The sequence below is a fragment of the Streptosporangium sandarakinum genome (genome assembly GCF_050942225.1).
Taxonomy (GTDB): domain Bacteria; phylum Actinomycetota; class Actinomycetes; order Streptosporangiales; family Streptosporangiaceae; genus Streptosporangium; species Streptosporangium nondiastaticum.
In genome coordinates, this window is record NZ_CP192034.1 from 7,316,410 (window position 1) to 7,342,949 (window position 26,540).

The window sequence follows — 26,540 nt, forward strand, 5'->3', positions numbered from 1 at the left end:
TGATCGCCGACTTCGGTGACGAGCGGCGCAAGGCCGGTTGACCCGGGTCAGCGGGACCAGTAGCGGTCGGCGGCGAGGACGAGGGCGGCGGCGCCGACCAGGCCCGCGTCCTGGCCCAGGGCGGCCGGGACGACCTTGACCCGCCGGGCGAAGCCCATCCGCGCGTGCTCCCGCAACGCCGCCCGCAGCGGCTCGAACAGCAGCGGCCCGGCCTGGGAGAGACCGCCGCCGACGGTGACCACGTCGAGGTCGCAGAGGTTCACCGCGGAGGCGATGGCCACGCCCAGCGCCCGGCCCGCGCGGTCCAGCGCGGCGAGGGCGATCTCGTCGCCCGCGGCGGCGTCCAGGGCGAGCCGCCGCCCGCTGGCCGCCGTCTCCTCCACGTAATCGGGGCCGGTGCCCGGTTTCTCCGCCTGGCCGGGGCCGGTGCCGTGGCCGGTATCCGGTTCCGCGACCGCCTCGCCGTACGGCGGGACGTCCGGCCCGGCGTCCGTCTGCCCGGATCGCTCGACGGCGCCCGGGACCCAGCCCTGTTCGACCGCCCAGGCCGCCAGGCCGGGCCTCGGGCGACGGCCTCCAGGCAGCCCCGGCCGCCGCACCGGCACTCGGGCCCGTCCGGATCGACCACGACGTGCCCGATGTGCCCGGCGTTGCCGCTGCCGCCGTCGATCAGCCGGCCGCCGAGGATCAGCCCGCCGCCCACACCCGTGGAGACGACCATGCCGAGCATGTCGGCGCTGCCCCGGCCCGCGCCGCGCCAGTGCTCGGCGACGGCCAGGCAGACCGCGTCGTTGTGGACGCGCACCGGGACCCCGGGGAACCGCGAGGCGAGCCGGGCCCGCAGCGGGAAGCCGCGCCACCCGGGCATGTTCAGCGGCGAGACCTCGCCCTCGGGCCAGGTCATCGGGCCGCCGCAGCCCACCCCGACCCCGGCGACCATGCCACTCCCGAGGTCGTCGCGGCCCGCCGTACGCAGCACGGAGCCGATGAGATCGACGAGCGTCTCCCACAGGGCCGCCGCGTCACCGCCGGGCGGCGTCGCGACCCGGCGGGCCTCCTGGACGTTTCCGGTGGGGTCCACGAGGGCGACGGCGAACTTCGTCCCCCCGACGTCCACGGCGAGCACCGACTGGGGCATCCGCCGATCCTACGGCCCCTCCACGGGCGGCCGGGAGGAGAAGACCAGGACGGAGGCGGTGAACCCGTGCACGTGGTTGTGCCCGGCGACCGGGCCGACCTCCCCCGCCGCGAAGAACCCGGCCACGCTGACCGGGCCGAGGGTGTCGCGGACCGCGGCGGCGTCGTGGTCGGAGCTGCCGAACATGGCCGAGCCCCGGCCGTTGCAGGAGAACAGCAGCGCGCCGTCCACGTCGCCGAACTCCTCCCGATGGGCGTCGAGCAGCTCGTAGAGGTCCTCGTCGGCGGTGGCTGCGTCGCGCACCTGGAAGCGCACGGTACGGCCGATCTCGACGACGTCGCCGATGGCCACCGCCTCCCGCTCGGGGTCGATGCCGAGCACGCCCCGGATCAGGAAGTCGCCGCGCTCGTGCCGTTCGGCGTACTCGTCCATGGCGACGCCGATCTGCAGACCGGAGGCGACCAGCTCCCGGTCGTCCTCGTCCAGCGCGCTGACGATCTCCTCCAGCCGGGCGAGGGCGGGCTGGCCGGCGAGCTCCAGGAGGAGGTTGTCCTCGGCGGCGGTGACGGCCATCGTGGGGCCGATCGGGCGGCACCCCTGGCTGACCAGGGTGCTGACGTTGAGTGAGCCTCCGAGCAGCACGCCGACGGCGCCCTCGGTGTGGACCTGCCCGTCGGCGAACAGCCGCACCGCCCCGCGCCCCCCGGTCGCGTTGGCCATGCCGCCGACCAGCGGGAGGCTGCCCAGCACCTCGTGGGAGCGCTCGACGAAGCCGTCGGTGGGGAAGCTGTAGGGGTCGGCGAGCAGGATGGCCGCGTGGTCGTCCGGGGTGTTCTCCGGCAGGCCGACCACGACGAACCGGTCCTCGGTGCGCAGGGTGTCCAGGGCGAAGGTCGTCAGCCGCGCCCCGTCGAGCGTCGCGGCCCAGGCGCTCACCGAGGGTGTGGTCTCCACGCCCTGGCCGTCGCCGATCACCCCCGTGGCGCTGCATCCGATCACCGCGGCGCCCTCGGCCATCCGCATCGCCCGCAGCCCCGCGCGGGCGACCTCGTCGGGGTCGTCACCGCAGATGAAGAAGCAGAGCAGGTCAGGTGATCCGCTGAGGCCGCCCAAGGCCTGGCGGACCGCGTTCTCGGCCGCCCCGACCAGATCGGTTCCGACGGCGAGACCATCGGCGAAACGGCTCGTCAACAGCGCCACACGCCTCGCCTCTCCTTCTTGCCCGAAATCTTGTCCTGGAGCGATTCTCCCCACTGATGGACCAAGCACGCCCACCGCCGACCAACAATGGCGAAGATCCGAAACCGGGATAAGAGTGCCGGTTTCGGAGCGGGCGACGTAGGCTCGGTTCCGTGCCTCACATTCCAGAGCCACGGACTCTGCGCGAGCTGCGCGCGAGCGGCCATATCCACCGAACCGTCAAGGCCGAGATCCGCGAGAACCTCCTGGCCCGGCTCAGGTCGGGGGAGCCGCGGTTCCAGGGCATCGTGGGATTCGACGACACCGTCCTGCCCCAGCTGGAGCGGGCCCTGCTCGCCGGGCACGACCTGGTCCTGCTGGGCGAGCGCGGCCAGGGCAAGACCCGGCTGATCCGCACCGTCGCCGGTCTGCTCGACGAGTGGACTCCCGTGGTGGACGGCTGCGAGATCAACGACCACCCGTACGCGCCCTCCTGCGTCCGCTGCCGCCGCCTGGCCGGTGAGCTGGGCGAGGAGCTGCCGGTCTCCTGGCGGCACCGGGACGAGCGCTACGGCGAGAAGCTCGCCACGCCCGACACCTCCGTCGGCGACCTGATCGGCGACGTCGACCCCATCAAGATCGCTGAGGGGCGCACGCTCGGCGACCCGGAGACCGTCCACTACGGCCTGGTGCCGCGGAGCAACCGGGGCGTCTTCTCCGTCAACGAGCTGCCCGACCTCGCCGAGCGCATCCAGGTGGCGCTGCTCAACGTGCTGGAGGAGCGCGACATCCAGGTGCGCGGCTACAACCTGCGGCTGCCGCTGGACCTCCTGCTGATCGCCAGCGCCAACCCCGAGGACTACACCAACCGCGGGCGGATCATCACCCCGCTGAAGGACCGCTTCGGCGCGGAGATCCGCACCCACTACCCGCTGTCGATCGAGACCGAGCTCTCCCTCATCCGGCAGGAGGCCGACCTCGACCACGTCGGCGCCGACCTGCCCGACCACCTGATCGAGACGATCGCCCGCTTCACCCGGCTGGTCCGCGAGTCCACCGCGGTGGACTCGCGGTCGGGCGTGTCGGCCCGCTTCTCCATCGCCGCCGCCGAGACCGCCGCGGCCTCGGCCGTACGGCGGGCCGCGCTGACCGGCGAGGAGCGCGCGGTGGCCCGGGTGGCCGACCTGCCGGGCATCGTGCACACGCTGCGCGGCAAGGTGGAGTTCGAGGTCAGCGAGGAGGGCCGGGAGACCGAGGTGCTGGCCCACCTGCTGCGCCGGGCGGTGGCCGAGACGTTCCGCGGCACGCTGGGCGGCATGGACCTCAGCGCGCTGCTGGAGAAGTTCTCCCAGGGCGCCCAGGTCGAGTCCGGGCCGCTGGTCCCGGCCTCGGAGCTGCTGCGCAGGATCGGCCCGGTGTCCGGCCTGGCGAAGATCATGGAACGGCTCGGCATCGGCGACGAGTCGCCGGGGCACGCCGCGGCGGCCCTGGAGTTCGCCATGGAGGGGCTTTACCTCCTGCGCCGGCTGTCCAAGGACGAGGTGGGCGGCGGGGCGGTCTACCGCACCTGATCCGCCCGCCGGCGGAACGCCGCCGGCCCATCGCATCGGGAAGGGTCACCATGTCCTACCGCTATGGCGAGTACCGGGACGGCCCGGACCCGCTGGCCCCGCCGTACGACGTGCGTTCGGCGCTGGACCAGATGGGCGACTCCGTGCTGTCCGGCTCCAACCCCGAGCACGCGCTGCGCGACCTGCTCCGGCAGGGCCTGCCCGGCGCGCGGGACCGGCGGGGGCTGGACGACCTGCTCCGCGAGGTACGGCGCCGCCGTCGCGAGCTGCGCGAGCGCGGCCGCCTCGACGGGACGCTGGAGCGGGCCCGCGCCCTGCTGGACCGGGCCCTCGAACAGGAGCGGGCCGCGCTGTTCCCCGACCCCTCCGACGAGGCCCGGCTGCGCGAGGCCGAGCTGGACGGGCTGCCGGAGGACACCGCGAGCGCGATCCGGGAGCTGACGGACTACCGGTGGCGGTCGCAGGAGGCGCGGCGGACCTTCGAGGAGCTGCGCGACCTGCTGCGCCGGGAGGTGCTCGACAGCCAGTTCCGCGGCATGCGGCAGGCGCTGGCCGACCCCGACCCCGAGGCGATGGAGCGGGTCCGGCGGATGATGTCGGACCTGAACGACATGCTCGACCGGGACTCCCGGGGCGAACACACCCAGGCCGACTTCGACGACTTCATGTCGAAATATGGGGACATGTTCCCGGAGGCGCCGCGCAACCTGGAGGAGCTGGTCGACATCCTCGCCCGGCGGGCCGCCGCCACCCAGCGCCTGCTGGCCTCCCTCACTCCGGGCCAGCGCGAGGAACTGGCCGACCTGATGAGCCAGACGCTGGAGCAGGCCGGCCTGGACGGGGAGATGCGCCGCCTGGGCGAGGCCCTCCACAACCGCCGCCCCGACCTCGCCTGGAACACCCCCGAGCGGCTGACCGGCGAGGACCCGATGGGGATGGGCGACGCGGTCACCGCCCTGGACGAGCTCGCCGACCTCACCCAGCTGGAGGCGGCGCTGCGCCAGGACTACCCCGGCGCCCGCCTCGACGACATCGACGAGGCCGCGATCCGCCGCGCCCTGGGCCGCTCCGCGGTCGACGACCTGGAGGCGCTCAGGCAGGTCGAGCGCGAACTGGAGCAGCAGGGCTACCTCCGCCGCAAGCGCGGCAAGCTGGAGCTGACCCCCAAGGCCGTCCGCCGCCTGGGCGAGACCGCCCTGCGCCGCGTCTTCGCCTCCCTCGACGCCGGGCGCCACGGTGACCACGACCAGACCGACGCCGGTTCCGCCGGGGAGCTGACCGGCTCCTCCCGGCCGTGGCGGTTCGGCGACGAGCAGCCCATCGACGTGGTCCGCACGGTCGTCAACGCCGTACGGCGCGGCGGCCGGGGCGGCGGAGCGGTGACCCTGTCGGTCGACGACTTCGAGGTGGCCGAGACCGAAAGGCGCACGGCCGCGGCCGTCTGCCTGCTGGTGGACCTCTCCTACTCGATGGCCCTGCGCGGCACGTGGGCGGCGGCCAAACAGACCGCGCTGGCCCTGCAGGCGCTGGTCGGCTCGAAGTTCCCGCAGGACTCGGTGCAGATCATCGGCTTCTCCAACTACGCCAGGGTCCTCGCGCCCGACGAGCTGGCCGGGCTGGAGTGGGACATGGTCCAGGGCACCAACCTGCACCACGCGCTGCTGATCGCGGGGCGGCACCTGGACCGCCACCCCGACTTCGAGCCGGTCGTGCTCGTGGTCACCGACGGCGAGCCCACCGCCCACCTGCGGCGCAACGGCTCGGCGGCCTTCGAGTGGCCGCCCACGAGCGAGACGCTGGAGCTGACGCTCGCCGAGGTGGACAAGATGACGCGCCGCCGGGCGACGCTCAACGTCTTCATGCTCGCCGACGACGAGCGGCTGCGGGACTTCGTCAACGAGGTGGCCCGCCGCAACGGCGGCCGGGTGTTCTCCTCCAGCGCCGACCGCCTCGGAGAGTACGTCGTCAGCGACTTCCTGCGGACCCGCCGCGCCCGCTGACCCGCCGCGCCCGGCCCGCCGTCCGCCCCCGTTTCGGAAGGCCGGGTACGGCGCGGCCGGTCCGGCCGGGCTCAGGCGCCGGCGTAGGCCAGATAGGAGTTGAGCGCCAGGTCGAAGCCGTCGCGGTAGTGGCGGTAGGAGCGGTAGCAGGGCCGCCAGGCCGTGCTGTTGCCCACCCCGGCCCGCGCGTCCACCACGGCCGCCGGCACCCGTTCCGGGCGCGGCAGCAGGCCGCCGCCGAGATAGCGGGCGTCGGCCAGGGCCGTGCAGGTCTCACGGTCGCCGGAGACGTAGCGGCCCCGCCGCCAGCCGCTCTCCTCGTCCCACACCAGCGCGTCCCCGCCGGTCAGGAGGATCGTGGCGGCGCGCGGATCGCACGGCCCCTCCCACCAGTCGGCGACCTCGGCGCCCAGCGCCTCGACGACGCGGCTCACGTAGAGGGCCGGCTGACGCCGCCACTCCTCGGTGTACGGCTCGACATGTCTTACACCCACTGGGGGCACTCCCTTGTGCCGTCGTCCACGATCGGTTTCACCACCCGCCCGGAACGGCCACGACCAGAGCCGCCTGAGGCCTCACACACGGGAACGAGTTCGCCAGTGATCCTACTCACCCCGGCGGGGTGCTCAGGGGCGAAATGCGAAGATCTACCCTCGCGTGACACCGGAACCGGCCTCCCGCCGCCCGTCCGCTCCCCGCTCACCGCCCGGACACCCGGATCGCCCACCGGCCGGGCCCCGCCCGGACACCGGCCCCCGCGGCGCCGCTCGCGGCGGGCCACGTTCCGAGAACGATCATCAGCCAGGGAAGTGTCGGTAAGGCCCGAGCGAGCCGTAGGCGGGCGGGATCACCGCGGGTTAGTGTCTGGCGCATGACAGACCTGCTGCTCTGGCTCCACATCGGCTTCGCGATCTTCACGCTGGGGCCGCTCACCGCCGCCACCATGTCCACTCCGAGGTTCATCCGCACCGGAGACGTCAACGTCCTGCGGTACCTGCACCAGACCACCCGCATGTACGCCGTCGCGGCCCTGGGGGTGTTCCTGTTCGGCGCGCTGCTGGGCCGCGAGTATCTCGGCAGGCCCTACCTGTCGATCTCGATGACGCTGTTCATCGTCGCCCTGGCGCTCCTCGCCCTGGTGGTCCGCGACCAGGGCATCGCCCTGCGGATCCTCGGCCGCGAGGGCGGCGGGACCGCCGAGAGCCCGAAGGGCGACGCGAAGGTCCAGGTCGGGCGGGTCGCCGCGCTCTCCGGCGTGATCACCGTGATCTGGCTGGTCATCCTGGTGATGATGGTCTGGGGCAACCCCTCCTGACCGGCCCGGCCGACCGCCCGCGGCGCGGCGAGGCTCCGCGGGGGCGGCCCGGCACGACCGTCCGGAGGGGTGACCGCCCGTACGGCCGGCCGTGCCTCCGGCCCGGCGACGCCTCCACGCCGGGCCGTACGGCCGTGCCCCTCTCAGTCCGTCAGCCCAGCGCCCGGGTCAGGTCGGCGAGCAGGTCGTCGATCGACTCGATGCCGACCGACAGCCGGACGAGGTCGGAGGGGACCTCCAGCGGCGAGCCCACCGCCGAGGCGTGGGTCATCCGGCCCGGATGCTCGACCAGCGACTCCACCCCGCCGAGCGACTCGCCGAGGGTGAACAGCTTCGTCCGGTTGCAGATCTCGACCGCCTCGGCCTCGCCGCCGGCGACCCGGAAGGAGACCATGCCGCCGAAGCGCCTCATCTGCTTGGCGGCCACCTCGTGGCCGGGGTGCTCGGGCAGGCCCGGGTAGAGCACCGACGACACCTTGGGGTGGGCCAGCAGCAGGTCCACGACCCGCTCGGCGTTGTCGCAGTGGCGCTCCATCCGCACCGCGAGCGTCTTGAGGCCCCGCAGGGTCAGCCACGCGTCGAACGGGCCGGCCACCGCGCCCATGGCGTTCTGGTGGTAGGCGAGCTTCTCGCCCACCTCGGCGTCGCGCGCGACGAGCGCCCCGCCGACCACGTCGGAGTGGCCGCCCACGTACTTGGTGGTGGAGTGCACCACGATGTCCGCGCCCAGCGACAGCGGCTGCTGGAGGTACGGCGAGGCGAACGTGTTGTCCACCACCAGCAGCGCGCCGTTCTCGTGCGCGAGGTGGGCCAGCGCCTCGATGTCGAAGACGCTCAGCAGCGGGTTGGTCGGCGTCTCGACCCAGACGATCTTCGTCTTCGGGGTCATCGCGGACGCCACCGCGTCCAGGTCGCCGAGCGGCACCGCGTCGTAGTGCAGCGACCAGGGCTCGTGCACCTTGGCGAAGAGCCGGTAGGTGCCGCCGTAGGCGTCGTTCGGGATGATGACGTGGTCACCCGGCCGGCAGACGGCGCGCAGCACGGTGTCCTCGGCCGCCAGGCCGGACGCGAACGCCAGGCCCCGGGCGCCGCCCTCGACGGCCGCGACGGCCTCCTCCAGGGCGGCCCTGGTCGGGTTGGCCGACCGGCTGTACTCATATCCGGAGCGCAGGCCCCCGACGCCGTCCTGCTTGTAGGTGGAGACGGCGTAGATCGGCGGGACGACCGCCCCGGTGACCGGGTCGGGCTCCTGGCCTGCGTGGATCGCCAGTGTTTCGAATCCTTCACTCATGAGGCCAACGCTACTCGGAAGCGGCGGGCGGACCACCCGGCACGGTCCCCTTCCGCCACCTCCGGTCCGTGCCGTCCTGAACCGCCGTGTTCTCCGGCTCCCGCCGTCCGGGGCCGCCGGGCCCTCCGGCTCAGGCCGCCCTGGGCCGGTACTCCCCGGCGTCCGTCCGCGGCAGCCGGATGATCTCACCGGCCGCCTCCCCCGCGTCCGCCGTGTCCCCCGTGGCGCCCTCCGGCGGCGTCCCGGCGCCCTTCCTGCTCATGGCGGCCTCCCTGCCCTTGGCGGCGGCGCGCGACAGCAGGACCGGGTCCGCCATGGCCAGGCAGAGCCCGATCGCGAATCCGATGGTCAGCAGCACGGTCCCGATGACGGTCATGGTTCCTCCCCTTCGACGCATCGAGCATCTCCCGCGGCCCCCGTCCCGCGCCTCCGCTGAAGGACCGGTCCTGCCGGGCGCCGATCGGCCGAACGGCCGATTCACCACACCGACCGGGGACCTAGGCTCGGTGAGCGTGGGTGAGTCACATCGCGTCGTTCACTGGATCAGACGGCTCAGCGAGATCGCGCTGATCGGCTGGCTGGCACTGCTGCTCCTGATCGACGTCGTGGTGGCGATGGGCCTCCACACCTGGCCGGTGTGGCCCAACCTGCTGTGCGGCGCGGTCGGCGTCCTCGCCGTGCTGTGGCGGCGCACCCGCCTGGTGATCGGCTTCCGCGCCTTCCTGGCGCTGTCGTTCTGCGTCACCCTGGTCATCCAGGTCACCGGCGGCGACGGCAGGCCGGGGTTCGCCGAGATCGGGGCGCTGCTGGTCCTCACCGTCAGCGGGCTGCGCTCGATCGAGCCGGTCCGGCGCGCGGCGCTGTTCTCCCTGGCGGCGATGGTCGTGCTGGAGTTCTCGGCCTGGCGCCTGCGGCTGGCCCCCCAGATCGTGGCCACCGCGTTCGCCCTCTTCGTGCCCTGGGCGTTCGCGGCCGGGGCGGGCGCCTACCTCCGCTTCCAGCTGGAGCGCCGCCGGGAGGCGGTGGCCGCGGTACGGCGGTCCGAGCGCCTGGAGCTGGCCAGGGAGCTGCACGACCTGGTCGCCCACCACATCACCGGGATCGTCGTGCAGGCACAGGCCGCCCGGGTCGTCGCCGAGCAGAAACCCGACGCCGTGGCCCCCGCGCTGGACGCGATCGCCGGCGCCGGGGTCGACGCGCTGACCTCGATGCGCCGCCTGGTCAGCGTGCTGCGCGCCGAGGACGAGGCGGCCCGCTCCCCGGGCAGCACGCTGCGGGACATGCGGCTGCTGGTCGAGCGGTTCTCCGCCGGCGGCCCCACGGTCGCCTTCGACATCGGCGCGGGCATCGACGACGGCACCCTTCCCCCGGAGGTGCTGACGACCCTCCACCGGGTGCTGCAGGAGTCGCTGACCAACGTCCGCCGCCACGCCCCGGACGCGGGCTGGGTGGAGGCGGACCTGAGGCCGATCGGCGTCCCGCCCGGGACCGTGGTGCTGCGTGTCCGCAACTACGGCTCGGCGTCCGACGGCCGGTTCTCCCGGCTGGGCGGCGGGTTCGGCCTCGTGGGCATGGCCGAGCGCGTCGAGGCGCTGGGCGGCCGGCTGACCGCGGGCCCCACCCCCGAGGGCGCCTGGGAGGTGGTGGCGGAGTGCCCGCTGGAACGGCCGGCCTCCGCCGGTGGCCGGCGGGACCCGTTCCCCGGCTGACCGGTCCGGCCTCCGCGCACGGCGACCGGGCCGTTCCCGCCCGGCCGCCGCAGATCACCGACCCCGAGGGCAAGCGCTGGGCGTGACCGGGCCGTTCCCGCCCGGCCGCCGCCCTTCCCGGCGGCCGGGACCGCCGGGAACCATCCGCGAGGGCCGAAGAGACCGGAACCGCCCGCGGAGACCGCGGGAGACGCCGGGATCAGTGGTTGGCGAGGAAGGCCAGCAGGTCGTGGCGGGTGAGCAGGCCGACCGGCTTGCCGTCGTCGAGCACGACCGCCGCGTCGGCCTTCTCCAGCGCCTCGACCGCGATGGAGACGGGCTCGCCCGCCCCGATCATCGGCAGCGGCTGCGACATGTGGTCGGCCAGCGGGTCGTGCGGCGAGACCTTGCCGCGGTAGAGGGCGTCGAGCAGGTCGCGCTCCAGGATCGAGCCGACCACCTCGGCGGCCATGACCGGCGGCTCCTCCTTCATCACCGGGAGCTGCGACACGCCGTACTCGCGCATGATCGAGATGGCGGTGTCCACCGACTCGTGCGGGTGGGTGTGCACGAACTCCGGCATGCCGGAGCCCTTGCGGGTCAGCACATCCCTGACCAGGCCCTCCTCGCTGGAGGTGGTCAGGAAGCCGTAGTCGGCCATCCACTCGTCGTTGAAGATCTTCGATAGGTAGCCCCGGCCGCCGTCGGGCAGCAGCACGACGACCACGTCGTCCGGGCCGGCCTGCTGGGCGACGCGCAGCGCGGCGACCGTCGCCATCCCGCAGGAGCCGCCGACCAGCAGCGCCTCCTCGCGGGCCAGGCGGCGGGTCATGCCGAAGGAGTCCTTGTCGGAGACCGCGATGATCTCGTCGCAGATCGTGGTGTCGTAGGTGGCCGGCCAGATGTCCTCGCCGACGCCCTCCACCAGGTACGGCCGGCCGGTGCCGCCGGAGTAGACGGAGCCCTCCGGGTCGGCGCCGATGATCTTCACGCGGCCGCCGGAGACCTCCTTGAGGTAGCGGCCGGTGCCGCTGATCGTGCCACCGGTGCCGACACCCGCCACGAAGTGGGTGATCCGTCCCTCGGTCTGCTCCCAGATCTCCGGGCCGGTGGAGTGGTAGTGGCTCTCGGGGTTGTGGGGGTTGGAGTACTGGTCGGGCTTCCAGGCGCCCGGGATCTCCCTGGCCAGGCGGTCGGAGACCGAGTAGTAGGAGTTCGGATTGTCGGGCGAGACCGCCGTCGGGCAGACCACGACCTCGGCGCCGTAGGCGCGGAGCACCGAGATCTTGTCCTGGGCCACCTTGTCCGGTACGACGAACAGGCACTTGTAGCCACGCTGCTGCGCCACGATGGCCAGGCCGACACCGGTGTTGCCCGAGGTGGGCTCCACGATGGTGCCGCCGGGGCGCAGCTCACCGGACTTCTCCGCGGCGTCGATCATCCGCACCGCGATCCGGTCCTTCACCGAACCACCCGGGTTGAAATACTCGACCTTGGCGAGCACCTGGGCCGGGACCCCCGCCGTCACCTTGTTGAGCCGGACGAGCGGCGTGTTGCCCATCAGATCGACGAGCGAGTCGTATACGCGCACGGCGAAGATCACCTCGAAATACCATAGCTTTGTCAGCTGTTGTGTGGAACGCCGCGGTCCCTGTGGGTGGCCGGGACTCGGCTGGCTGTCTTTCAAGGCCAACGCTACCGTCGTGTCGTATCGAGGGGGCAACGCCACGTGATATGGACACCAGGGGCCGCACGGGCCGCGCGGCGCATCGCGGCCGCCGCCGCGCTGGGCGGAGGGGGGCTGACCGCGCTCGGCGCGCTCACCTACGGGCTGCTCTTCACCGAGGCGGTGGTGGCCCGGCGCATCGTCGGCCGCCCGCACGGCATGGAGGGCCCGCCGGCCGACGGGATCTACGGCGACTTCGACGGCGAGCCGATCCGCATGGTGATGCTCGGCGACTCCACCTCGGTGGGACTCGGCACCACCGACCCCGCCGACACCCCCGCGGTGCTGATGGCCTCCAGCCTGGCCGGCATCGCCGGGCGGCCGGTCCGGCTGACCGTGGTCGGCAGGTCGGGGGCGGCCTCCGTCGATCTGGGCGACCAGGTAGACCGGGCGCTGGGGGCGCTGCCCGACATCGCGGTCATCTTCATCGGCGCCAACGACGTCACCACGCAGACGCCGCCCGCGCGGGCCGTACGGCACCTGCAGAAGGCGGTGCGGCGGCTGCGGGAGGCCGGGGCCGAGGTGGTCGTGGGAACCTGCCCGGACCTCGGCACGGTCCGGCCGATCGCCCAGCCGCTGCGCTGGGTGACCCGGCGCTGGAGCCGCCAGCTCGCCGCCGCGCAGACGGTCGCGGTGGTGGAGGCCGGCGGGCGGACGGTCGCCTTCGCCGACATGCTCGGCCCGGAGTTCGACACGAATCCGGACGAGATGTTCGGGCCCGATCGATTCCACCCATCTGTCGAAGGCTACCTACAGGTTGCTTACGCGGTGCTACCGTCTGTAGGCAATGCGCTGGGACTGTGGCCCGAGCCGCGGCCGCGGCGCAGCGAGTCGATCTACCTCGCGGCGGCCATGGCCGCGGAGGAGCCCGGCGCCGAGGTCTCCGCGACCCGCGTCGCCGGCCGGGCCACCGGACCCCACGGACGATGGGTGACGATGCTCCGCCGGCGCCCCTGGGTCCAGCCTCGCGACGCCTGACCCCGGTCACCCTCCGCGTCGAAGCCGTCACGCCTCGCCCGCATTGGAGTGGAATGCCCGCCATCCGGCCCCCCGCGAAACCGATCCTGGCGCTCGCCGGAGCCCTGGCCCTGTCCGGTCCCGCCCTGTCCGGCTGCTCCGGCAGCGAAGCGGCCACCCCCGCCTATCCCACCTGGCACAACCCGGACGTGAACGCGGTCAGCCGCACCGTCTCGGCCGGTGGCGTCGCCGCGACGACCTCCCTGCTGCCCGGCGGCACGCTGGAGACGGTGGCACTCGACCTCGCCTCGGGCCGGAGACTGTGGGCCCAGCCGGCGACCATGGCGGGCCGGCTGCCGGGGATGGGCGTCCCGGCCCCGGCCCTCGTCGAGACCGGCGGCGGTCAGGCCGTCGCGGTGACCGTCGATCCGTTCCGGCGCGGCCGGTGGAACGCCCTGCTGGTCGCCCGCGACGCCCGGACCGGCGCGCGGCGGTGGACCCGCCCGCTGCACTCCACGTTCGGGCCGCAGCGGTGCGGGGCGCTGGTGTGCGTGCCGGAGAACACCGCCCTGGAGACGGCCCGGATGGTCGTGCTCGACCCGGCCACCGGCAAGGTGCTGTGGAGGCTCCCCGGGATCGCCGAGGTGGAGTGGTCCGATGCCTCCCGCGCCGTGCTGCTGCGCCTGGCCCGGCACCCCGTCCTGGAGTCGCGCGATCTGAGGACCGGAAAGCTCGGCTGGAAGCTTCCGGTGGAGCAGCCGCTCGGCGCGGGGGTCGACCTCTCGGGCGGCTGGTCGTTCGGGGCGACCTCCGGCAACCTCGTCGGCTACGTCGCGCCGTACACCGACCCCTCGACGAAGAAGCCTTCCACCTTCGGGTTCTTCTCCGTCAGGACCGCCGACGGCACGGTCAACTGGATCCGCCCCTCGGTGGTGCGGGTCTACCCCAGCGGCAGCCCCGGTTTCGCACCGGTGGTCCGCCCGGTCGACGCGCAGGGCCGGTACGGCGGGTTCGCCCGGCTCGACGCCGAGAGCGGCCGGGTCCTCGGCCAGATCCCCCCGGAACGGATCCCCGGCTCCGGCTGGTGGCTGGCCTTCCCCGAGCGGATGGACACGCTCGGCTTCCTCAAGCACGGCAAGGCCGGCACGGTCTTCGACCTCGCCACCGGCCGCCCCGGCGAGATCACCGGGCGGCGCGGCTGGTCCTTCTGCGTCACCGATCCCAAGCCGCTCGCGTTGAAGAACCAGGTCCCCGGCTTCTACTCGGTGGCCTCCCTGTGCGAGTTCGACCTCGCCAAGGGGGTGAAGGTCACGCCGCGGGGGCCCGGCGCGCCGCCGGCGTGGTTCACCGGCAGCCAGAGCGGCTGGCGGATCTGGCGCGACGAGAAGGGCGGCCTGCACGGCGTCGAGGACGGCACCGGCACCGCCCCCGGCATGTACGGCTGACCAGTTCCGCCCCCCGGCGGATCGCCTGCCGTACAAAGTTCTGTTTTCTGCGGCCCCGGGTCGTGGCATTCGGGCTACCGCGCGGTAACCTCCGCAGGAGGAGAGGCACACGAACCCAGGAGAGCCACATGCCCGAGGCAGTCATCGTCGCGACCGCACGCTCGCCGATCGGCCGCGCCTTCAAGGGGTCCCTCAAGGACATCCGTCCCGACGACCTGACCGCGCAGATCATCAAGGCCGCGCTGGCGAAGGTGCCGCAGCTCGACCCGGCCGCCATCGACGACCTGATGCTCGGCTGCGGCCTGCCCGGCGGCGAGCAGGGGTACAACATGGGCCGGGTGGTCGCCACCCTCCTCGGGCTGGACGGCGTGCCCGGCACCACGATCACCCGTTACTGCTCGTCCTCGCTGCAGACCACCCGGATGGCCCTGCACGCCATCAAGGCGGGCGAGGGCGACGTGTTCGTCTCCGCGGGCGTGGAGTGCGTCTCCCGCTTCGCCAAGGGCAACTCCGACTCGCTGCCCGAGACGATGAACCCCCTGTTCGACGAGGCCAGGGCCCGTACGGCGCGGTCCGCCGAGGGCGGGGGCGACGTCTGGCGCGACCCGCGCGAGGACGGCGCGCTGCCCGACATCTACATCGCGATGGGCCAGACCGCCGAGAACGTCGCCGCGCTGCGAGGTGTGTCCCGCCAGGAGCAGGACGAGTTCGGCGTCCGCTCGCAGAACCTCGCCGAGAAGGCGATCGCCAACGGCTTCTGGGAGACCGACATCACCCCGGTGACGTTGCCCGACGGGACCGTGGTGAGCAAGGACGACGGTCCCCGGGCGGGCACCACCTACGAGGCGGTCTCGCAGCTCAAGCCGGTCTTCCGCCCCGACGGGACGGTCACCGCGGGCAACTGCTGCCCGCTGAACGACGGCGCCGCCGCGGTGATCGTGATGAGCGACACCAAGGCCGCCGAGCTGGGCATCACCCCGCTGGCCCGGGTCGTCTCCACCGGCGTGACCGGCCTGTCCCCGGAGATCATGGGCCTCGGGCCGGTCGAGGCCTCCCGGCAGGCCCTGGCGCGGGCGGGCATGTCCATCGGCGACGTCGACCTCGTCGAGATCAACGAGGCGTTCGCGGCCCAGGTCATCCCGTCCTACCAGGAGCTCGGCATCGACCTCGACCGGCTCAACGTCAACGGCGGCGCCATCGCGGTGGGCCACCCGTTCGGCATGACCGGCGCCCGGATCACCTCCACGCTGATCAACAGCCTGCGGTTCCACGACCGCTCGATCGGCCTGGAGACCATGTGCGTGGGCGGCGGCCAGGGCATGGCCATGGTCCTGGAGCGCCTCAGCTAGGTCCTGTTCCCCGGATCGTCCCGCCCGCCGCGGTCGCTCAGGCGGAGATCCACTGAACGGGACCCGGGTTCCGCGTGCCGGGGCCGTCCGCGGGGTCGCACCCCGCGGGCGGCCCTCGCCGTTCCGGGCCGGCCCCGCGGGACCGGCCCGGCGCGGGGCCGGCGGGGCCGCTCAGCCGTGCACGTCCGGTCCGGCGCGGGTGAGGTCGATCCGCATGACGACCCGCCGCTCGCGTTCCATGGCCGCCCGGTAGTCGTCCCAGTCGGGGTGCTCGCCGGAGATGTCGCGGTAATAGGAGACGAGGTGCTCCATCGCCTCGGGCAGTGAGACGATCTCCGCGGTCCCCTCGATCTGGATCCACGGGCCGAAGAAGGCATCGGTCGTCACGCAGAGCGCCACGTTCGGGTCCCTGCGGGCGTTGCGGACCTTCGCCGCGGTCTCGCGGCTGCTGACGACGGCTCGTCCTTCGGCGTCCAGGCCCACGGTGACCGGGGACATCTGCGGGCGGCCGTCGGCGTGCCGGGTGAGCATGACGGCCCGGTGGTTGTCGCGGATGAAGTCGCGTGCTCTGTCAAGATCCATGCCCCCATCATGCGGGTGGCACGGGCAAGCCCGCACCCCCGGGCGGGGCACGGGCTTGGGATAGACGACTTACAGATAACGGCTGCGGCGGTGACGCTCGTGCTCGTGGACGATGGCCGCGGCGTAGCCGTGGGTCAGCCCGTGCTCTGTTGCGAGCCAGTTGGCCCGCTCGTCGCAACGGAGGAAGGACGGGCCGTTGTCGATGGCCTGGAACCACTCTGGGAGTGCGCGTCCCGTGATGTCGGGAACCCTTGCGATCAGTTTGCTCTGCGTCTCCGGTGAGTGGTTCAACGACATGGACACCTCCAGGAATAGGGCTTCCTTTGCTCGACAGTGCATCACGATCCTCCGGATGGCAAGCCCCCGTCCGCAAGGGCGCCGCCGTGTTCCGTCATCCACTGCTCGCTCCTCATCAACCGTCATGCCCATCTTCCGTAAGGGGAACCCCTCTTCCCGGTAAGAAAGAACCTTCATGCGGGAGAGCCCTCCGGGAAGCGCGAACCCCCGCCGGAGCGACTCCGGCGGGGGTTCGGGCGGGACGGCGGCTCGGCGGTCGCTAGTCCCGTGTGAAGTAGCTGATCAGTCGCAGGATCTCCAGGTAGAGCCAGACCAGGGTGACCGTCAGGCCGAAGGCCATCAGCCAGGAGTACCGCTCGGGGACGCCGGCCCGCACGCCCTCCTCCACCGAGTTGAAGTCGAGCAGCAGGAAGAAGCAGCCGATCAGGATGGCGGCGACGCTGAAGGCGTAGGACAGCAGGCCGTCACCGGTGCGCAGGCCGAGGCCGCCGTCCATGAAGTAACCGGCGATCCAGTTGACGAGCATGAGACCCATCAGCGCCAGGCCCGCGGCCACGACGAACTTGGTGAACTTCGGCGTCACCCGGACGATCCGCAGCGCGTACACCGCGAGGGTGCCGCCGAAGGCCAGCGCCGTGCCGAGCACCGCCTGCAGGACGATGCCGTTGGTCTGCTCGTTGTAGATGTGGCTCACCACGCCGACGGCCACGCCGTAGCCGACGGCGTAGCCGAGGATCAGCACGGGGTTGGTGCTCTGCTTGAAAGAGACGATCAGGGCGAGCACCAGGCCGACGATCACGCCGAGCATCATGGCGACGGGGCCGAGGTTCAGCGCCCAGGCCGCCGCGGCGGAGACGACCAGCGTGCCGAGCGTGATGAACCCGCGCACGACCACGTCGTCGATCGTCATGGCCCGCTGGGCGGGCGGTGCGTACGACGGCCTGTCGTACATCCCCTGAAGCTGCTCGGGGGTCGGCGTCGGCGTGCCCCAGCCTCGCTGGTGCGCGTTCGCCTGCCGGAATACCGGGTTTCTGCTCTCCATCACTGCCTCCACGCTGCGACCTGCACGATGAATGATCGGATCGGTCGTCACACGGCCGTATCGCATTGATCTTCGTTGGACCGGCCCCGCGGACACGGGGCCGGCGTTCGCCGCCGGGCAGGCCGTACGGCTACCGCCGTAGATCTCAACGCATGGGCCATCCGTGCGGTTCCCGTCTTTCCCGCCGGATCTCCGGATCTCAGGCCGGCGGCCTTCCGGCCGGGCGGGAACCCCCGGGGGACGGCGCCGGGCAAGATCGGCAAGTGCCCCCGGAGGGACTCGAACCCTCACTCGAACCCTTTTAAGGGGTTTGCCTCTGCCGTTGGGCTACGGGGACGCCGCAATCATACGTAACGGACCACTCATCCGAGGAGCACAGCTTTGTATCAGGCGTCACACAAACCATGATCGATGTATGCGATAGAGCCCCCGGAAGGACAGGGCCTTCCGGGGGCTCGGGTCGCGGGGTCCGGCACGCCGCGCGGGGGCGGTCCGGGCCGTGGGATCAGGTCGTCGCGGCCTCACGGAACTCGGTGCGGGGCTCGTGGATCTCCCGGAGCGAGACGGTCTCCCGCTTGAAGAACAGCGCCAGGGTCCAGTCGGCCACCACACGGACCTTGCGGTTGAAGGTGGGGATCCGCGACATGTGGTACGTCCGGTGCATGAACCAGGCGGGCATCCCGCGGAGCTTGAGGCCGTAGACGTTGGCCACGCCCTTGTACAGGCCCAGGCCGGCGACCGCGCCGACGTACTTGTGCCGGTAGTCGACCAGCTGCTGCCCGTGGAGCTGACGGGTGAGGTTGTCGGCGAGGACCTTGGCCTGCCGTACGGCGTGCTGGGCGTTGGGCGCGCAGTACTGGCCGGGGTTGGTCACGTCGGGCACGCCCGCCACGTCGCCGGCGGCGTAGGCGTCCTGGACGCCGGCCACCGTCAGGCGGGTGGTGGTCTTGATCCGGCCGCGCTCGTCCAGCGGCAGGTCGCCGGCGTTGACGACCGGGCTGGGCTTGACGCCCGCGGTCCACACGATGGTGGCCGACTCGAACTCCTCGCCGTCGGAGAGCTTGACGTGGCCGCCGACGCAGGACTCCAGGCGGGTGCCGAGCTTGATCTCGATGCCGCGCTCGCGCAGCTGCTCGGCGGTCCACTTGCCCATCTCGGGGCCGACCTCGGGGAGGATGCGGTCGGTCGCCTCGACCAGGACCCAGCGGATGTCGTCGCGGGTGACGCTGCGGTAGTAGCGCACCGCGTCCAGCGACATGTCCTCCAGCTCGGCCAGGGCCTCGACGCCCGCGAAGCCGCCGCCGACCACGACGAACGTCAGCGCCCGGCGGCGCAGCGCCTCGTCGTCGTCGGACTCGGCCCGGTCGAGCAGGGCGAGGACCCGGTTGCGCAGCGCGGTCGCCTCGCCGATCGTCTTGAAGCCGATGGCGGCGTCGGCGAGACCGGGGACGGGGAGCGTGCGGGAGATCGAGCCGGCGGCCATGACGATGATGTCGTAGCCGATCTCGTGCTCGGTGCCGACGTTCGGCGCGAAAGTGACCTTCTTGGACGCGTGGTCGACCTTGGTGACCTTGCCGTTGAGGATCGTCGCCTTCTTCAGCACCCGGCGGAGCGGGACCACGACGTGGCGGGGCGAGATGTTCCCGGCGGCGGCCTCGGGGAGGAACGGCTGGTAGGTCATGTACGACTCGGGGGTGAGGACGGTGATCCGCACGCTGCCGTCGCGCAGTTCGTTGCGGAGCGTGTGCTGCAGGCGCAGCACGGTGTAGAGGCCGACGTAGCCCCCACCGACGACCACGACGTGCTTGGAGTTGCGGTTCACTTCAGCGCCATCCTTATCCTTTGCTTTGTGAAAGCTTTCACAAGCCTATGTCGATTCGTCGGATGATGCCACTGCGGGGGGTGAAAAACTTGAAGATCTTCTCAGTTTGATCCGGAAAAACCGCGCATTTCGCCCAGAAGATCTCGAAATTATTCACTTGTGATTGACTTCACAACTTTCTCAGCGTGTTCGCCCGGGTGAAGACGGCGTCGAGCATGCCGGTGGTGACCCTGCCGGTGAAGGTGTTCTGCTGGCTCGGGTGGTAGCACCCCAGCAGGTGGGCGGGGACGCCGTCGCGGGAGATCTCCACCTCGGCGCCGTGCCCGAAGGCCGGCCGCGGGCGCGGCAGGTCGTATCCGGCCTCCCGCAGCGCCGGCCAGACCGCCTGCCAGGCGAACCCGCCCAGCGCGACCACCACCCGCACGCTGCCGGCGACCATCGCGATCTCCTCGGTCAGCCACGGGGAGCACGCCGCCCGCTCCGCCGGATCGGGCTTGTTGGCGGGCGGGGCGCACCGCACGGCCGCCACCATGCGCGTCCCGATGAGCCGCTGCCCGTCGCCGGCGTGGACGCTGGTCTCCTTGGCGGCCAGGCCGGTCCGGTACAGCGAGGCGAACAGCCAGTCGCCGCTGCGGTCGCCGGTGAAGATCCGGCCGGTGCGGTTGCCCCCGTGCGCCGCCGGGGCCAGCCCGACGATGAGGATCCCCGGCTTCTCCTCGCCCCAGCCCGCGATGGGCCTGCCCCAGTAGGTCTCCCCGGCGAACGCCCGCCGCTTGACCGCCGCGACCTCCTCCCGCCAGTCCACCAGGCGCGGGCAGGCCCGGCAGACCGACTGCCGGGCCGTCAGCTCGGCGAGCGTGCCGCTCGTCCTGGCCAGCTCCGCCACCTCGGCGGCATCGTGGGCGACGGGGGTGTCGGGCCGGGCCGGGTCGCCCGGCCAGCCGGATCCGGGAGGAACACAGGTCATGCCTTCGATGGTGCCCGACGTGAGGGGATGCCCCGGACCGGAAACGGCGGGCAGGACGCAGAAGGCGGACACGAAAAGGCGGCGCCCGCCGGACGCGGACGCCGCCTTCCTCTTCTCGCTCGGACCCGTCCGGGCGGGCGTCAGGCTCGCACACCGCCCGTCCGGGTCCGCCCGGTCATCGGTACTACGCCTTGCAGACCGCCTCGTAGGACGCCGACGCGTTGCCGCCGCCGACGATCTCCAGCGTGGCGGTGCCGGACTTGGTGCCGATCGAGTCGGCGCCGTAGGCCACTTCCTGGCTACCGGCCGAGGCGAAGTCGAGCTCGCCGGACTTCACCGTCGCGCCGTTGACCTTCAGGACGTACTTGACCTTCATCGCGCCCTCGGCGTAGATGGTGCCGCTGACGGCCAGGGAGGCCCTGGAGCACGCGACCTCGGTCTGCGAGGCCGTGAACTTGGAGATGTAGGCCTTCGGCGCGGGGGCCGCCTCGCAGGCGACCTTGGCCGAGGCGGTGCCGGAGGTCGGACCGCCCGCGATCTCGATCGCCCGCCTGGCGGTGCCGGACTCCGACGCCTTCCAGGAGTCGGTCAGGGTACGGCTCTGCGGGCCGTGGCCGTAGAAGGAGACAGTCTCCCAGGAGCCGGCGACGCCGTCACGGATCCAGCGGTACCGCACCGGGCCGTCCGCGTCGGAGACGCGGATGGTGCCGTAGAAGGTGCGGGTGACCGGGCAGGTGCCGGAGTAGTCGGCCGGGGCGGCGACGGAGGCGGTGACCTTCGGCGAGTGGTCCTCGCAGTGGATCCTGAAGTAGGAGCCGTCCGAGGAGCCGCCGCGGCCGACGACCTCCAGCCGCACCTGACCGCGCAGGTCACGGCCCGGCTCGATCACGTACTGGACCCGGCGCGAGCCGTTCACGTAGACCGAGTCACGGTCGACGACGCGGCCGTTGACGACCCACTGGTAGCGCACCCAGCGCTTGCCGGAGGTGCTGATCCGGCCGGTCGCGACGGCCTTGCAGTCACGCTCGTCCACCCAGACGCGGGTGGCGGTCCAGTGACGGTGGGGACGGGGCTTGACGACCTCTTCCTTGCCGCCGTCGCCCTTGTCCTCGCCGCAGGCGACGGTGAAGTAGCCCTTGGCCGAGGTGACCTTGCGCGGCGCCAGGACCTGGACCGAGTTCCAGCTCTTGAGGTCGCCGCCCTTGAAGGTGGCGGACTCCTTCACCGCGACGTACTTGACGCCCTTGCCCTTGAGAGTGACCTTCTTGATGCCGCTCTTGGAGCCGTCACCGCGCAGCCAGCGGTAGGCGACGGTGGTCCTGCCGCCGTAGGCCTTCACCTTGATCTTCGAGGAGAAGGTCACCTTGACGGGACAGTCGGTGGACTTCGACGGGGACGCCTTGGGCGCGCCGACCGACACCGCGGCCTTCGGGACGCCGTGGGCCGCCGAGGCCCGCGCCTGAGTGGAACCACTGGCCGCCGCTGCGGGCGAGGCCAGCAGTCCCGCCGTCATGGTCGCCAGCATGGCCGTACCGGCGCTCAGGACGGCTAGCTTACGTGCTAGTCCGGACATGAGGGGTTGCTCCGTTCGTTAGGAACACGTAGATCGCTCCGGAGACGGTTGCCGCCCCGACACCAGCTGTGCCGGGCCCCACGGCAAAGCCTCGCTAAAGCTTCTTTACCTAACCATAAACGGAAAGACCCCTCAATACCTCATCAATAGGAGAATTGTCTAGAGTCTGTCATGGTTTAGCGATAGACCAGGCGATTCCGTCCAGAATGTCGTGTTCGCTGACCACGACCTCCTCGAAGCCGTACCGCTCCATGACGCGGTCGAGGATGAGCGCCCCCGCGACGATGACGTCGACCCGGCCGGGGTGCATGACGGGGACCGCCGCCCGCTCGTCGTGCGTCATCTCCAGCAGGCGCGCGGAGATCTGGTGCACCCGCGTCGCCGGAATTCGCGAATGATGAATTTTCCGCGGGTCGTATTCCGAAAGGTCGAGCGCCATTCCCGCGACCGTCGTCACCGACCCGGCGAGCCCCACCAGCGTGAGCGCCCGCTCCACCGGGACCTCGCCGGAGACCCGGTCGAGCGCGTCGTCGACGTCGGCCACCAGCGCCTCGACCACCTCGGCGGGCGGCGGGCTCGCCGCGCCGCGCAGGTGCCGCTCGGTCAGCCGCACGCAGCCGATGTCCACCGACAGCGCGGCCTCCACGTGCGTCGAGCCGACCACGAACTCGGTGGAGCCGCCGCCGATGTCCACCACCAGGTACGGCGGGCGGGTGCCCTCCGGGCACGGCAGGCCGGTCTCGGGCGAGAGCCGTACGAGGTCGTGGGTGGCGCCGGTGAAGGACAGCTGCGCCTCCTCGGCCCCCGTGACCACCTCGGGCTCCACCCCGAAGACGCCGCGCACGCCGTCCACGAAGTCCTGCCGGTTGGCGGCGTCCCTCGTCGCGCTGGTGGCCACCACGCGGACCGCCGAGGCCCCGTGCCGCTCGATGAGCCCGGCGTAGCCGCGCATCGCGGCGAACGTGCGCTCCAGGGCCTCGGGGGCGAGCCTGCCGGTCTCGTCCACGCCCTGCCCGAGCCGGACGATCTCCATCCGCCGGTCCACGTCGGTCAGGGTGTCGTGGGCGACGTCCGCGATCAGCAGTCGGACGGAGTTGGTGCCACAGTCGATCGCGGCGACGCGGGTCACGGGGTCTCCTGTTCGGTGGTCGAGGCGGGGGCCGCTCCGGGCTCGGGATCGGGGGCGGGGCAGCACGGCCCGTCGGCCCACCACTCGCCGAGCGCGTCGAGCGCCTCGCGGCCGAAGGGGTTGCTCCCCGGCGCCGCCAGCTCGTGCGCGACCAGGGCGTGCAGGCACTTGACCCGGGCGGGCATGCCCCCGCTGCTCTGCATGTCACGGGGCAGCGGCGCGAGGCCCTCCTCGGCGGCGGCCTTGTCGCGGCGGGCGACGTAGTCGTCGTGGGCCGCCCGGTAGGCGCGGGCGAGCTCGGGGTCGTCGGCGAGCCTGGCCTGCATCTCGCGCATCACGCCGGAGGTCTCCAGCCGGCCGATGGCCGAGGCCGCCTTCGGGCAGGTGAGGTAGAACAGCGTCGGGAACGGCGTGCCGTCGGGCAGCCGGGGGGCCGTCTCCACCACGTCGGGCAGCCCGCACGGGCAGCGGTGCGCCACCGCCCGCAGGCCGCGCGGCGTCCGGCCGAGCTGCCGCTCCACCGCCGCCACATCGCGATCGTCCACCATCGTGACACCCCCTGAGAAAGACGACACCAAGGGTATCGGGGTCATCCCCCGGCCCCGGCCGCCTTCCGGCCCCGGCCGGTGTCGGCGGCCTCGACCGACTGCCACAAGGTCTCGTACCAGGGCGCCTTCACGGCCTTCTTCGGCCCCGCCGCGCTCTTGCGCCGCTCCGCCGCGCGGTCGTCACCCATCACGACGTAGCACTTCTGCCCGGGGTCGCAGTAGAAGAGCCGCTCCCTGGCCGTCTTCTTGATGTAGCCGGGGTCCATGAGCTGCCTGCGGCGGTCGTCCAGGGCCTTGATCGCGGCCAGCTCCCTGGCCTGCGCCTGCTCCAGCTGGGCGATCTGGCGGCGCTGCGCGACGTACTCCCGGATCGGGTAGGCGAGGCTCATCGCGATCGCGCACACCACGACCGCCAGCACCGCGGCCCGCCCCGTCAGCTGCGGCCGTCTCGCCAACGCACCCACCCGCCTCTCTTCACCCCGGGTCCAGGGGTCCGTACGGCCGGCCCGCGCGGACCCGCGGGGGCCGGCCTCCCTCGCGTACGGCCCGTGCCCCGGCAAACCGGGCGCAAGCCGCACAGGCGAACCTACCCCTGGAACCTCGGGAAAGCGGCGCGACCCGCGTAGCGGGCGGCGTCGTCGAGGAGTTCCTCGATGCGCAGGAGCTGGTTGTACTTGGCCACCCGGTCGGAGCGGGCCGGGGCGCCGGTCTTGATCTGGCCGCAGTTGACGGCCACGGCGAGGTCGGCGATCGTCGTGTCCTCGGTCTCGCCGGAGCGGTGGCTCATCATGCAGCGGTAGCCGCTGCGGTGGGCCAGGTCCACCGCGTCGAGGGTCTCGGTCAGGGTGCCGATCTGGTTGACCTTGACCAGCAGCGCGTTGGCCGCGCCCTCGGCGATGCCGCGGGCCAGGCGCTCGGGGTTGGTGACGAACAGGTCGTCGCCGACGAGCTGCACCCGGCCGCCGAGCCGCTCGGTGATGGCCTTCCAGCCCTCCCAGTCGCTCTCGTCCAGCGGGTCCTCGATGGAGACCAGCGGGTAGGAGCCGACCAGGTCCTCGTAGAAGTCGATCAGCTCGGCGGCCGAGCAGCCCTTGCCGTCGATGGTGTAGACGCCGTTGTCGTGGAACTCCGAGGCGGCCACGTCGAGGGCCAGCGCGACGTCCTCGCCGGGCGTGTAGCCGGCCTTCCCGATGGCGACCATGATCAGGTCCAGCGCGTCGCGGTTGGACGGCAGGCTCGGCGCGAAGCCACCCTCGTCGCCCAGGCCGGTGGCGTAGCCCTTCTCCTTCAGCACCGCCTTGAGCGCGTGGTAGACCTCGGTGCCCATCCGCACGGCCTCGCGGAACGTCTCCGCCCCGATCGGCGCGATCATGAACTCCTGGATGTCCACGTTCGTGTCGGCGTGCGCGCCGCCGTTGAGGATGTTCATCATCGGCACGGGCAGCAGGTGCGCGTTGGGGCCGCCGAGGTAGCGGAACAGCGGCAGCTCGGCGCTGTCGGCGGCGGCCTTGGCCACGGCCAGGGAGACGCCCAGGATCGCGTTGGCGCCCAGGCGGGACTTGTTCGGCGTGCCGTCCAGGTCGATCATGACCTGGTCGATGGTGCGCTGCTCGGCGGCGTCGAACCCGACGATCTCGTCGGCGATCTCGTCGGTCACGCCGAGGACGGCCTTCTCGACACCCTTGCCGCCGAAGCGCTCGTCGCCGTCGCGCAGCTCCACGGCCTCGAACTGGCCGGTGGACGCGCCGCTCGGCACCGCGGCCCGGCCCTGGCTGCCGTCGTCCAGCAGGATGTCGACCTCGACCGTCGGGTTGCCCCGGGAGTCAAGGATCTCACGAGCGGTGACGCCCTCGATGGAAGCCACGAAGCACTCCTAAAGTCGCAGGACAGTTTGCCGCAGAAGCCTATCGAGGCCCGCCCCGCGACACGGTGACCGCCGTCCTACCCGTCGGTACGGCGGCCCTCGTCCCGCGTCTCCCAGGCGCGGACCCGATCACGGTAGGCGCGGGCCGCGGCGCGCAGCTCGGCCTCCGGGTCGAGCCCGGCCGCCTGCGCCTGCCGTACCAGCGCGAAGAGCCGGGCCCCGAGGTCGTCCCCGGCCGAGTCGTCGAGATCGGCGGGGGCGCCGGCGCGCTCGGCGCGCCGCAGGAGCTGGGCGGCGAGGGAGAGCGCGGGCTGCCCCATCGGGACGCCGTCCAGGACCGACCCGGCGTCACCGGCGTTCTTGGCCGCGCGCTCGGCGGCCTTGATGACCTCCCAGTTGTCGCTGACCTCCTCGGCGCCCTCGACCCTGACGTCGGCGAAGACGTGCGGGTGACGCCGGACCAGCTTGGCGACGATCGCGTCGGCCACGTCGTCGATGTCGAAGCCGCCCTCGACGTCCGGCCGGTCGCGGGCGACGCGGGCGTGGAAGACCACCTGGAGCAGCAGGTCGCCCAGCTCCTCGCGCAGGGCGGCGCGGTCGCCCTCTTCGATGGTCTCCAGCACCTCGTAGGCCTCTTCGAGGAGGTACGGCACCAGCGACTCGTGGGTCTGCTTCGCGTCCCACGGGCAGCCGGTCCGCAGCCGGTCCATCACCGACACCAGGTCCAGCAGCCGGGCCCCTGGCAGGTCGTAGGAGCCCGGGACGACCTCGATCAGCGGCGGCTCGTCGAGCGCCAGCGCGGCGTGGCCGACCGAGCGCATCAGCGCCTCGTCGGCCTCCAGCCACACGACGGTCTCCGCCTGCGCCCGCCGGACCAGGGCGGCGGGGTCGGCGGTCACGACCTCGACGGTGATCCCGGCCTCGGCGAGGTAGGGCAGGAGCGGGTGGCCGGCCGCCTGAGTGAGCACCGGGCCCTCCTCCAGGACCTGCCAGGCGCGCCTGCTGAGCAGCCCCGGTGCGACCCGGGGCGAGGTGGTGACGACGATCAGGGGCATGC

General features: G+C 72.4%; 23 protein-coding genes, 1 tRNA gene and 1 pseudogene. 7 read left to right on the forward strand and 18 right to left on the reverse strand.

The window, feature by feature from the left end; genetic code table 11:
• Nucleotides 1-47: 47 nt before the first annotated feature.
• Nucleotides 48-1,138, reverse strand: a pseudogene (locus tag ACQP10_RS33445) (ROK family protein).
• A 9-nt stretch (nucleotides 1,139-1,147) separates the two neighbouring features.
• Complete coding sequence (locus tag ACQP10_RS33450; protein WP_346018949.1) at nucleotides 1,148-2,338, reverse strand: FIST signal transduction protein; 1,191 nt, start codon at nucleotides 2,336-2,338, stop codon at nucleotides 1,148-1,150.
• A 152-nt stretch (nucleotides 2,339-2,490) separates the two neighbouring features.
• On the opposite strand from ACQP10_RS33450, the gene ACQP10_RS33455 reads away from it, so the two are divergent.
• Both ACQP10_RS33455 and ACQP10_RS33460 read left to right on the forward strand, forming a co-directional pair.
• Nucleotides 2,491-3,888 (forward strand): sigma 54-interacting transcriptional regulator, encoded by a 1,398-nt coding sequence (locus tag ACQP10_RS33455; protein WP_179825550.1) that lies wholly within the window; start codon nucleotides 2,491-2,493, stop codon nucleotides 3,886-3,888.
• Nucleotides 3,889-3,938: 50 nt separating this feature from the next.
• Nucleotides 3,939-5,888, forward strand: a complete 1,950-nt coding sequence (locus ACQP10_RS33460) for a vWA domain-containing protein (RefSeq protein WP_433540331.1) — start codon at nucleotides 3,939-3,941, stop codon at nucleotides 5,886-5,888.
• 71 nt (nucleotides 5,889-5,959) lie between these two features.
• Here the strand turns inward: ACQP10_RS33460 and ACQP10_RS33465 are convergent, their stop codons facing one another.
• Nucleotides 5,960-6,382, reverse strand: coding sequence for a DUF6292 family protein (locus ACQP10_RS33465; RefSeq protein ID WP_179825554.1), 423 nt, complete (start codon nucleotides 6,380-6,382; stop codon nucleotides 5,960-5,962).
• 377 nt (nucleotides 6,383-6,759) lie between these two features.
• On the opposite strand from ACQP10_RS33465, the gene ACQP10_RS33470 reads away from it, so the two are divergent.
• The gene (locus ACQP10_RS33470) at nucleotides 6,760-7,203 is read left to right on the forward strand and encodes a hypothetical protein (protein WP_346018947.1); all 444 of its coding nucleotides are present in this window, start codon (nucleotides 6,760-6,762) and stop codon (nucleotides 7,201-7,203) included.
• A 151-nt stretch (nucleotides 7,204-7,354) separates the two neighbouring features.
• Here ACQP10_RS33470 and ACQP10_RS33475 read toward each other — a convergent pair whose 3' ends face one another.
• Both ACQP10_RS33475 and ACQP10_RS33480 read right to left on the reverse strand, forming a co-directional pair.
• Complete coding sequence (locus tag ACQP10_RS33475; RefSeq protein ID WP_179825557.1) at nucleotides 7,355-8,494, reverse strand: cystathionine gamma-synthase; 1,140 nt, start codon at nucleotides 8,492-8,494, stop codon at nucleotides 7,355-7,357.
• Between the two features lie 130 nt (nucleotides 8,495-8,624).
• Nucleotides 8,625-8,870 carry a hypothetical protein gene (locus ACQP10_RS33480; protein WP_433540332.1) on the reverse strand — a complete coding sequence of 82 codons (246 nt, stop codon included), beginning with the start codon at nucleotides 8,868-8,870 and terminating at the stop codon, nucleotides 8,625-8,627.
• A 136-nt stretch (nucleotides 8,871-9,006) separates the two neighbouring features.
• On the opposite strand from ACQP10_RS33480, the gene ACQP10_RS33485 reads away from it, so the two are divergent.
• A complete protein-coding gene (locus tag ACQP10_RS33485; protein WP_346018945.1) occupies nucleotides 9,007-10,203 on the forward strand; it encodes a sensor histidine kinase in 1,197 nt (398 codons plus the stop codon).
• 199 nt (nucleotides 10,204-10,402) lie between these two features.
• On the opposite strand, the gene ACQP10_RS33490 is transcribed toward ACQP10_RS33485, so the two are convergent.
• Nucleotides 10,403-11,773 carry a cystathionine beta-synthase gene (locus ACQP10_RS33490; protein ID WP_346019714.1) on the reverse strand — a complete coding sequence of 457 codons (1,371 nt, stop codon included), beginning with the start codon at nucleotides 11,771-11,773 and terminating at the stop codon, nucleotides 10,403-10,405.
• Between the two features lie 138 nt (nucleotides 11,774-11,911).
• Here ACQP10_RS33490 and ACQP10_RS33495 point away from each other — a divergent pair, with 138 nt between their 5' ends.
• The 3 genes from ACQP10_RS33495 to ACQP10_RS33505 all read left to right on the forward strand — a co-directional run bounded on the left by ACQP10_RS33495 (nucleotide 11,912) and on the right by ACQP10_RS33505 (nucleotide 15,659).
• Nucleotides 11,912-12,886 (forward strand): SGNH/GDSL hydrolase family protein, encoded by a 975-nt coding sequence (locus ACQP10_RS33495; RefSeq protein ID WP_346018944.1) that lies wholly within the window; start codon nucleotides 11,912-11,914, stop codon nucleotides 12,884-12,886.
• 53 nt (nucleotides 12,887-12,939) lie between these two features.
• On the forward strand, nucleotides 12,940-14,310 hold the full coding sequence (locus ACQP10_RS33500; protein WP_390001053.1) for a PQQ-binding-like beta-propeller repeat protein: 1,371 nt from the start codon (nucleotides 12,940-12,942) through the stop codon (nucleotides 14,308-14,310).
• A gap of 128 nt (nucleotides 14,311-14,438) precedes the next feature.
• Nucleotides 14,439-15,659, forward strand: coding sequence for an acetyl-CoA C-acetyltransferase (locus tag ACQP10_RS33505; RefSeq protein WP_179825563.1), 1,221 nt, complete (start codon nucleotides 14,439-14,441; stop codon nucleotides 15,657-15,659).
• Nucleotides 15,660-15,830: 171 nt separating this feature from the next.
• On the opposite strand, the gene ACQP10_RS33510 is transcribed toward ACQP10_RS33505, so the two are convergent.
• The 12 genes from ACQP10_RS33510 to ACQP10_RS33565 form a co-directional block, all read right to left on the reverse strand.
• A complete protein-coding gene (locus ACQP10_RS33510) occupies nucleotides 15,831-16,241 on the reverse strand; it encodes a PPOX class F420-dependent oxidoreductase (protein WP_179825564.1) in 411 nt (136 codons plus the stop codon).
• A gap of 69 nt (nucleotides 16,242-16,310) precedes the next feature.
• Nucleotides 16,311-16,538, reverse strand: a complete 228-nt coding sequence (locus ACQP10_RS33515; RefSeq protein WP_179826446.1) for a DUF4287 domain-containing protein — start codon at nucleotides 16,536-16,538, stop codon at nucleotides 16,311-16,313.
• Nucleotides 16,539-16,797: 259 nt separating this feature from the next.
• On the reverse strand, nucleotides 16,798-17,580 hold the full coding sequence (locus tag ACQP10_RS33520; RefSeq protein ID WP_346018942.1) for a Bax inhibitor-1/YccA family protein: 783 nt from the start codon (nucleotides 17,578-17,580) through the stop codon (nucleotides 16,798-16,800).
• Between the two features lie 264 nt (nucleotides 17,581-17,844).
• Nucleotides 17,845-17,917 (reverse strand) — tRNA-Leu (locus tag ACQP10_RS33525).
• Nucleotides 17,918-18,085: 168 nt separating this feature from the next.
• Entirely contained in the window at nucleotides 18,086-19,402 is a 1,317-nt protein-coding gene (locus ACQP10_RS33530; RefSeq protein WP_179825568.1) for an FAD-dependent oxidoreductase, read from the reverse strand.
• 169 nt (nucleotides 19,403-19,571) lie between these two features.
• Complete coding sequence (locus ACQP10_RS33535) at nucleotides 19,572-20,369, reverse strand: uracil-DNA glycosylase (RefSeq protein WP_346018941.1); 798 nt, start codon at nucleotides 20,367-20,369, stop codon at nucleotides 19,572-19,574.
• Between the two features lie 184 nt (nucleotides 20,370-20,553).
• Nucleotides 20,554-21,942: a hypothetical protein gene (locus tag ACQP10_RS33540; protein WP_399501739.1), complete on the reverse strand. Its 1,389-nt coding sequence runs from the start codon at nucleotides 21,940-21,942 to the stop codon at nucleotides 20,554-20,556.
• 169 nt (nucleotides 21,943-22,111) lie between these two features.
• On the reverse strand, nucleotides 22,112-23,071 hold the full coding sequence (locus tag ACQP10_RS33545) for a Ppx/GppA phosphatase family protein (protein WP_179825574.1): 960 nt from the start codon (nucleotides 23,069-23,071) through the stop codon (nucleotides 22,112-22,114).
• Nucleotides 23,068-23,619, reverse strand: a complete 552-nt coding sequence (locus ACQP10_RS33550) for a DUF501 domain-containing protein (protein ID WP_179825576.1) — start codon at nucleotides 23,617-23,619, stop codon at nucleotides 23,068-23,070. Before ACQP10_RS33550 ends, ACQP10_RS33545 begins: the two co-directional genes overlap by 4 nt.
• A gap of 41 nt (nucleotides 23,620-23,660) precedes the next feature.
• Complete coding sequence (locus ACQP10_RS33555; RefSeq protein WP_312873521.1) at nucleotides 23,661-24,083, reverse strand: FtsB family cell division protein; 423 nt, start codon at nucleotides 24,081-24,083, stop codon at nucleotides 23,661-23,663.
• A gap of 122 nt (nucleotides 24,084-24,205) precedes the next feature.
• Nucleotides 24,206-25,483 (reverse strand): phosphopyruvate hydratase, encoded by a 1,278-nt coding sequence (gene eno, locus ACQP10_RS33560; RefSeq protein ID WP_179825578.1) that lies wholly within the window; start codon nucleotides 25,481-25,483, stop codon nucleotides 24,206-24,208.
• 77 nt (nucleotides 25,484-25,560) lie between these two features.
• Entirely contained in the window at nucleotides 25,561-26,538 is a 978-nt protein-coding gene (locus ACQP10_RS33565) for a MazG family protein (protein WP_433540333.1), read from the reverse strand.
• Nucleotides 26,539-26,540 lie beyond the last annotated feature (2 nt).